The following is an 8654-nucleotide window of genomic DNA, read 5'->3' on the forward strand; positions in this document are numbered from 1 at the left end:
TTAGCCTAGATATTTACTATAAATTATCAGAATAAGGATATGTTACTATAAATTTAAATAGCCAATTGTTAATTATAATTATGCATGGTCTTATTTTGATAATTCATAAATGTATTAATTAGAAAACAAAACCTTATAATTTAAATTTGGGCAATAAAATAATAGAGATATAATTTCCATTTAACAGGAATTATATACTATTTAAAGATGAATTTTTATGACTTTATTCTGCACTGAAGAATGGGCTGAAGAATTTGTTGACCTATTAAACAATAATAAAGAATATTATATTAATGGAAAAGACTGGAACGATACAATTACCTTTGGAATAAATGCAGATGACAAACATCCAGAAAACTGGTATCTTTATTTAAAACTTTCCGGAGGAAAATGCATTGAGTATAAATGTTCTGAAAATCTTAACAAGCTCCCAGAATCAACATTTTTATATTATGGAACCTATTCAAACTGGATAAAATTAATAAAATCACAGATTGATCCCATACAGGGATTAATTACTGGTGAGTTCCATCTGAGGGGGCCAATGATGAAGATTATGAATTATACAAAGGCTGCAGAGGAAATGGTTTCAACTGCAAGCAAAATTAAAACTGAATTCTTATAATTAACACCAAAAAATAATTTGATATTTATCCATTTATGATATTTAGCATTTCAAGTGCATTTTTTGGTGCCATTGCGTTGTAATCATTATTAAAATAAATAAATGCTTTTTCAGGCTTTATGTTTATGATTTCATTATAGAAGGCTTTTAATTTATTACTTGAATAATCTGTTGCATAACCGTTTTCATCACCATGAAGCCTAAAATATATTATATTATCATCAGGGAATATCAGTGGTAAATCTTTAGAACTTACCGAGGCGACATGTATGCCATTGGCAATTATATTTTTTATTATATTCATATCAAACCATCCACGGTGTCGGAACTCAACAATTCCTCCAGCAGGAATATTGTTTAAAATTCTTTCTAGATTTTCATCTGTATATTTAAATGATGGCGGCATTTGGTATAATATAAATGCCAGTTTCTCCTTCAGATTCTTTATTGCCCCTAAAAATGTATTAAGAGTATCAGTACAGCCATTCAATTTTTGAATGTGGGTTATATATCTATTTGCCTTAACACTAAATAAAAAATTTTTTGGAGACATTTTATACCATTTAATTACACGCTTGGCATCTGGCATGGAATAAAACGTTGAATTAATTTCCACAGTGTTAAACCTTTCTGAATAGTATTCGAACCATCTCCTTTTGTTCAGATTTGATGGATAAAAAAGGCTATTCCAGTGAAGGTAAAACCATCCCGAGCAGCCCACATGAAATTCTATCATAATTTGTTAATATCAATTCATATAAAAGTTTTGAAGCATATTTTAAAATAATGTAATAAAATATAAATAATATAATATAAATTTTAATTCTTATTACATAATTCAGAGTTTGGATTTTTTAGCTACTAAAAATTTATATATTTATCTTATATGGCAACTTGGTGGTTTAATCGATTATAATAATTCTAAAAAGGGTCTTATAGAAATATTATCGTCAACTGTAATATGGGGTTCCATACCTGTTTTTGCCATCTGGTCAATGCTCCCATCACCCGTTTTTGTTTTCTTTAGAGTTTTAATATCATTTCTGTTATTATCAATAATATTAAGGAAGAATCTGATAAAAATATTAAAGAAATTATCCAATTTTTATGTAATTTTATCCGGTATATTATTATCATTAAACTGGGTTTTTTTATTTTATGCAGTTTTTATGATCCCTGTTTCAGAGGCAATAATATTTTATTATACTGGCCCGGTTATAGCCATATTATTCTCACCATTTTTGAAGGAAAAAATAAATAATGGTGGGTTATTGAATATTTTTGTATCCTTCACAGGAATAATAATAATGTCACTGGGGTCATTGAATTTAAATATAATTGGCATAATATTGGCATTGCTATCTGGGATAACATACGGTTTATTATCTGTAACAAGCAAATTTTCCTCCAGATATGTAAATTCAATAGATTTGGTGTTTCTGCAGTCGGTAATATCAGCAATAATATTATTACCGTTTTTATTTATAACCAAATTCATAATAAACTATGATGTAATAATAATTATAATAATATCAGGATCCGTGCAGACTGTGCTTGCATTATTTTTATGGTATGATTCATTAAAAAATTTAAACATACAGATAGTTTCAATACTGAGCTATCTTGATCCTGTTTTTGCAATAATATTTGCACTGATATTATTAGGGCAGATACCGTCATTGTATACAATAATAGGAGGCTTGCTATTAATAGGCAGTGGAATAATAACCACTGGCAGTACCATCAGAAGATACAATGTAAAATCATTTAATGTCATGGATAGGCCATAAATATAATTTAAAGTCCAATTAAGAGCAGTTAATTTATACATTTAAATATTATAAATAATAAATAACAATATCAAATCATTGAGGGTGGATTAAAAAATTAAAGATGGTTATTTATTTTTAATCATAAAATATGGGTTTTTCTGTTTGTTTGCATAGACTATCTTATTGGAAGTTTGAAGAATTTCCTTAATCCTTTCCTGTGAAATTTTCATTTTTTTCCTTCCATATGAATAAAGATCATAGGTTTTAAATAAAAACCTTGGAAATGAAAAGAAATCCCTTAGATATACCGGCATCATTTTTAATATGAACTGTGTTCCATTATCTATTAATTTTTTCTTAATCCCGCCAAGCCTGTCATTACGTATCTTTCCTATAATAAATTTATAAATATAAAATGAATATGATGCATAAAACTGTATAATCTGGTCCAGAACAGGACCAACCTTTGTTTTCATTACGGGAGTTAAAACATCATACCTGTCCCAGTCAAGTGTAAACAATTCATTATTTTTTAGTGCATTATCGAATATCCTTGTTCCTGGCAATGGGGTGTATATTGAAAATTGAACGGCATCTGCACCAGCCCTTCCAAGCTTTCTTGAAAACCTCACGGTTGATATGGCATCCCTTAACCTCTCATATGGTGCACCTATCATCATACCCACCAGAACAACTATATTATTCTGGGACAGTATCCTTACAGCATCCACCGACTGCGGTGTAAACTCACCCTTATGCATTTTTTTAAGAATTTCCTTGCTTCCGGATTCAACACCCAGGAATGATATTCCCATTCCCGCCTCTGCTGCAAGTTTAATTAATTCAGGATTTTTTGATGTGACATCAGCACGCATCTGAACTATCCACTTCATATCTATTTTTTCTTCTATTATTCTTTTAAATAACTCCTCACGCTGCTTAACATTTGGGAAGACTATGAAGATATCATCTGTAAAAAATATCCATGTGTACCCTGCGCTTTTGGCCCTCTTCATCTCCTCTATGATGCGGTCATTTGATTTATTGCGCCACTTATTTCCCCATGTGGGGGTTACAGAGCAGAAATCACATGCATATGGGCATCCACGTGAGGTTTCAAGGCACATAACCTTTTCATGCTCACCATATACCTTAAATGTATATTTACTGCTGTCCAGGAGCTCCAGTGGTGGATATGGCAATGAGTCAAGATCCGATATTAGTTCCCTGGGTTCAGTTTTTAATATTCTATCACCATTTCTGTAATAAATTCCCTTAACAGTGGAAAAATCGTGGTGATTAATTATGGCCATGGCTATATCATATATTGTCTCATCCCCCTCACCAAGAACTGAAATGTCAAAACCAGAATTTATGATTTCTACAGGAAGAAATGTTGCATGATGCCCGCCTGCAACCATAACCGTATCAGGTAAACTTTCCTTAATTTTTCTGGCTATATACCCTGCATTGTTATGTGCGGCAGTTGCGTGCAGGGTTATTCCCACCATGTCAGGTTTATAATTTACAGACATTGAAACAACATCATCCAGTGTAAGATTATCACCCTCCATATCTATAATTTTAACCTCTGCACCAGGTATCCGTAATATTTCCCCGGCAAGGTCTAAAAGGCCCAGCGGTGCGGGAAGAAATCCCCATTTTGTCATATATGCACTGCCAGTTGCATTGCTAGGCCTTATGAATAACGCCTTAAATGCCATATTAAAAAATGAATTAACAATTTAAATACTTTTCTTAATCATTAAATATACACAAAATACTTATTTAATGAAGAGTTTATACCTGAATATTTTATATAAAATAGCGTAGTCCCATAATTTAAATAAGGATAAAATTTGCATTTTATTATATGTCCATTAAAAATAATATATATTATTACCTATACCCATGAGGGTGCAAAGATATTGAATAATTACATTATTGGAGATTATAAGCAACAAAAAGAGATTTATAAAGATTTCCTGAAAAACATAGTCGATAAATTTATTAAAAAAAATTATAAAAAACCATTTATAATAGGTTTAACAGGCAGCGTTGCATCCGGAAAGACAACATTATCTTATATATTCCAGGAAATACTTAAAAATATGCTACCCGGTAAAAATATATGCCGTGTTAGCACAGACAATTTTTTAAAAAGTAATGAAGAGCTTATCAGGGAAAATATCCTTAACCGGAAAGGATTCCCTGAAAGTTATAAAAATGAACTGTTCTGCCAATTTTTTATGCTAATAAAATCTGGTATTAAATTTATATCCATACCTGTATATTCACATTTATATTATGACATAATACAGGAAAATTACATTATAAGAGACCCAGATATTATAATTCTGGAAGGCCTTGGTTTTGGAAATAATTTCAATAAATGCCACGTTTATGAACATGTGGATGTATTAATATTCATTAAGGCAAGGATGAATTATGTAAGGTCATGGTATATATCAAGATTTTATAATCTTATACATGAATCAAATAATGACCCCAAAAGCTTTTACTACAAATTTAGGTCAATGAATGATGATGAAATTATGAAAATCATAAATTACGCATGGTATAAAATAAATCTCCCAAATTATTATAAAAACATTGTTAGGCTGCAGAAAAAATCTAACTTTATTATTGTTAAAACAGCAAATCATGTTGTATTGAATATAATAGACAATAATCAATAAAAAATAAATTTATTGCATAAATTTTATCTATTACATTGCCATGCTATAGCATGGAAGATGATATGAACATACATAATAGCAAAATGCTTGGGGGTCATTTAAGATGGACCGTCATACTTTTTGCCTTTGGAATAATAACATTTGATTATATTGATAGGGGGATAGTATCAACAGCCCTGCCAATACTTACATCTGAGTTTAATTTAAATCCTTATTTTCAGGCTCTGGTGGGGGATGGCTTTACCTATGGTTATTTAATTATGAATCCTGTTGTGGGATATTTTCTGGATAGATTTGGTGCAAAAAAAGTATTTGCGTATTCCGGCACAGGCTGGGGAATTGTGCAGTTAACTGCTGCAGGTGCCTTTTCCGGAATATACCTTGTTATTAATAGAATTCTTCTAGGCATAGGTGAGGCTGTTGGTTTTCCCGGAATAACAAAAATAACCGCTGAATGGATGACAAAAAGTGAAAAGGCGCGAAGTGGCACAATTGGCGATTCTGGTGTTAATGCAGGTGTGGTTCTGGGAACGCTATTACTTCTTGCACTGACGTATGTGGTGAATAATAATCTGGCTTGGAGGCTGGCATTTATAATCAGTGGCGGGTTAACAATATTTTTAATACTTTTACTTGCATATTTTCTCTATGATTCTCCAGAAAAGGACCCAAGAATTAGCAGGGAAGAATTAAATTATATAATTAAGAACCGGGATGATATAAAGGAGCAGAAAAAACTCCCGGTACGGTCATGGCTGGTTACCAGAGATTACTGGGGAACAATGATGGGACTTGGAGCACAGGCAGGGATATTTTTTGGCCTTTTAACCTGGCTTCCACTGTATCTTTTTTATGCCAGGCATCAATCATTAAATTTAACCCTTGGTTACACAGCATTAGTATGGGGAATGGGATTTATTGGAGAAATAATTGGTGGTTTTATTGTTGATTATTTGAACAGATCATACGGTCCAAACAGGGGAATGAAGGTGGGATTTTCTGTCAGTTCACTGGGTGTTACATTTGGAATACTTGCCACAATATATGCAACAAGTGCATTTGAGGCTGTCTTAATCCTGGCCATTACATTCTTCCTTTTAAGATGGTCAGGCATACAGTGGGCAGTTAGCTCCTTCATTGTTCCAAGGACCTATGCAGGTCAGTGGGGTGGACATATAGGATTTTGGGAAACACTCTGGGGGATAATTATTCCACTGGTTTTTGGTGCAACTGTTGCAGTTACAAAGGCATATACAGAGGGCATGTTTATATTTGTTTTCATAGGTATTATCTACTTTTTGGGTGCGGTGGTTGTGACAAGATATAAAAAATTAAAATCTTACAATGTTGATTGAATTCCCATAAAGGAAAATAGAACAATCATAATTAATTCGGCAAATTCACACATCAATCAAATGGGAAGCCACTGAGCTTAATATATATGAACTTTTAAAATTTTTATTGGTAAATTTTTTTTTACTTTCTAGATTATATACCAATATTAAATTACATATTTATGGTTAAAACAATAGAATTGAGAGTTTATGGAATGACGTGCGATGACTGTGTGCTTCATGTTAAAACCGGCCTTTTAGGTGCAAGCGGTGTCAAAGACGCGGAGGTTTCCTTAAAGGATGGCACGGCACTGGTGCATGCTGATGATACAGTAAAGCCAGAAACACTCCTAAGCCTTGATGTTTTCAGAGGGAAGTATAAGGCACAGTTGAGAAGTGTTAAGAATGAATGAATATGATCTTGCAATTATAGGCTGGGGTGCTGCAGGATTTGCAGCGGCCATCAAGGCAAGCGAACTAACAAATAACGAGATGAAAATAGCCCTGATCGGCCATGGAAATCTTGGCGGTACATGTGTTAATGTTGGGTGTGTTCCCTCAAAATATTTAATAGAGGCATCAAAAGTTTATAAAAACCTTAAAAATCCATTATATGCAGGTATATCAGGTGATGGAAGCCTTAATTTTCAGGAATTTATGGAATCTCTAAGAAATTTTGTTTCAGATGAGAGAACAATAAAATACGAAAATGTTATAAAAAATTTTAAAAATGTGGACCTAATCAACGGGAGTGCGTATTTTAAGAATAATAATACAGTTTATGTAAATGATACTGAAATAAGGGCAACAAATTTTATTATTGCCACTGGGTCAAGGCCTTTAATACCTGATATCATGGGGCTCAATAATAATTATTATACCAGTGATAATATCTGGACAATTAAAGATCTTCCGGAAAAGATTGCAATACTGGGGAGTGGTGAGGTTGCCATAGAACTGGCCTATGCATTTTCAAGTTTTGGATCTGAGGTTCATATTTTTAATAGATCCAATAGAATTTTAAAGAACTTTGATGATGATATAACATCAGAATTAATAAAGAGTTTAAAGGAAAATCATATAAATTTCCACCTTGGAAGTAAAATTTTTAAGATTAATGATTCCGGTTCCGGCGAAACATCCATACAAACAGAAGATGGAATTTATAAGGGTTTCTCACATATACTGGTTGCCACGGGAAGAATTCCAAATATAGACTCACTCAATCTTGATAAAGCAGGCATAATGTATAAAAATGGCATAATCGTTGATAATCATCTTAAAACAACAAATGATATTGTATATGCCGCCGGCGATTGTGTGGACCAGCCAATTAAACTGGAAACACTGGCAGGCAAGCAGGGTGTTACTGCAGTAAATAATATCCTGGGCGGAAACGAAAGCATTAACCTTCACGAGGTTCCATGGGCTGTTTTCTGTGAACCCAATGTTGCCTCAATAGGATACACCGAGAAGGAATTAAGAGATAAAAATATAAAATACAGAACCCGAATAATAGGGCTAAAAAACGTTGTTAAGGCAAATATATTAAAAAACAATAGTGGTCTGGCAAAGATTATTGCAGATGATGAAAATAAAATACTTGGCATTCATGTGCTTGCACCCAATGCTGCGGAGTTTATCATAGAAGGAGTTTACATTATAAAAAATAAACTAACATATAATGACCTTATAAATTCCATGCACATATTTCCAACGGTATCTGAATCCATTAAAATATGCGGGCAGTCATTTATAAGGGATGTATCCAAAATGAGCTGCTGCATGGATTAATACAGTATCAAATTCTGAATACCATATTATTTAAGTTTTTTAATTATTATATCATAATAATATTTTTTTATAATATAAAGTAGATTGTATTTTGTCCAAACATTTATTTTAATTTTAGCAAACTTTTTATAATTATAGATATTTATTATACTATGGAAAGTAATTTACCTTTTAATGAAAAACACAGCATAAACATGGTACATTATTTTGAGACCTATAAAAAATCCCTTGAGAATCCGGATGAATTCTGGAATGAACATGCATCCATAATAGACTGGTTCTCACCATACACAAAGGTTCTTGATGATTCAAAAAAGCCATTCTACAGATGGTTTATAAATGGAAAGACCAACATGTCATATAACTGCCTTGACAGGCATATAAACACGTATAAAAGGAACAAGGTTGCATTTATCTGGGTATCAGAATC

Annotated in this window: 9 protein-coding genes; 7 read left to right on the plus strand and 2 right to left on the minus strand. The window is 32.4% G+C overall.

Annotation, left to right across the window (positions count from 1 at the left end; translation table 11 throughout):
• Positions 1 to 217: 217 nt before the first annotated feature.
• A complete protein-coding gene (locus tag AOG54_RS07840; protein ID WP_048101266.1) occupies positions 218 to 625 on the plus strand; it encodes an SCP2 sterol-binding domain-containing protein in 408 nt (135 codons plus the stop codon).
• Between the two features lie 25 nt (positions 626 to 650).
• Here AOG54_RS07840 and AOG54_RS07845 read toward each other — a convergent pair whose 3' ends face one another.
• Complete coding sequence (locus AOG54_RS07845; RefSeq protein WP_054963943.1) at positions 651 to 1361, minus strand: DUF72 domain-containing protein; 711 nt, start codon at positions 1359 to 1361, stop codon at positions 651 to 653.
• 109 nt (positions 1362 to 1470) lie between these two features.
• Here AOG54_RS07845 and AOG54_RS07850 point away from each other — a divergent pair, with 109 nt between their 5' ends.
• A complete protein-coding gene (locus tag AOG54_RS07850) occupies positions 1471 to 2415 on the plus strand; it encodes a DMT family transporter (protein ID WP_197065849.1) in 945 nt (314 codons plus the stop codon).
• Between the two features lie 107 nt (positions 2416 to 2522).
• On the opposite strand, the gene AOG54_RS07855 is transcribed toward AOG54_RS07850, so the two are convergent.
• A complete protein-coding gene (locus AOG54_RS07855; RefSeq protein ID WP_054964169.1) occupies positions 2523 to 4121 on the minus strand; it encodes a B12-binding domain-containing radical SAM protein in 1599 nt (532 codons plus the stop codon).
• A gap of 204 nt (positions 4122 to 4325) precedes the next feature.
• On the opposite strand from AOG54_RS07855, the gene AOG54_RS07860 reads away from it, so the two are divergent.
• From AOG54_RS07860 to AOG54_RS07880, 5 genes are all read left to right on the plus strand, one after another.
• Positions 4326 to 5096 carry a type I pantothenate kinase gene (locus AOG54_RS07860; protein WP_162200881.1) on the plus strand — a complete coding sequence of 257 codons (771 nt, stop codon included), beginning with the start codon at positions 4326 to 4328 and terminating at the stop codon, positions 5094 to 5096.
• 50 nt (positions 5097 to 5146) lie between these two features.
• Positions 5147 to 6451, plus strand: a complete 1305-nt coding sequence (locus AOG54_RS07865; RefSeq protein ID WP_236689072.1) for an MFS transporter — start codon at positions 5147 to 5149, stop codon at positions 6449 to 6451.
• Between the two features lie 161 nt (positions 6452 to 6612).
• A complete protein-coding gene (locus AOG54_RS07870; RefSeq protein ID WP_054964171.1) occupies positions 6613 to 6843 on the plus strand; it encodes a cation transporter in 231 nt (76 codons plus the stop codon).
• Entirely contained in the window at positions 6836 to 8224 is a 1389-nt protein-coding gene (gene merA, locus AOG54_RS07875; protein ID WP_054964172.1) for a mercury(II) reductase, read from the plus strand. The genes AOG54_RS07870 and merA overlap by 8 nt, the downstream gene beginning before the upstream one ends.
• Positions 8225 to 8376: 152 nt before the next feature.
• Positions 8377 to 8654, plus strand: a 278-nt coding sequence (locus AOG54_RS07880) for an acetyl-coenzyme A synthetase N-terminal domain-containing protein (protein WP_330218525.1), incomplete at its 3' end; no start/stop codon positions are given.

The sequence above is a fragment of the Acidiplasma aeolicum genome (assembly GCF_001402945.1).
Classification (GTDB): Archaea; Thermoplasmatota; Thermoplasmata; order Thermoplasmatales; family Thermoplasmataceae; genus Acidiplasma; species Acidiplasma aeolicum.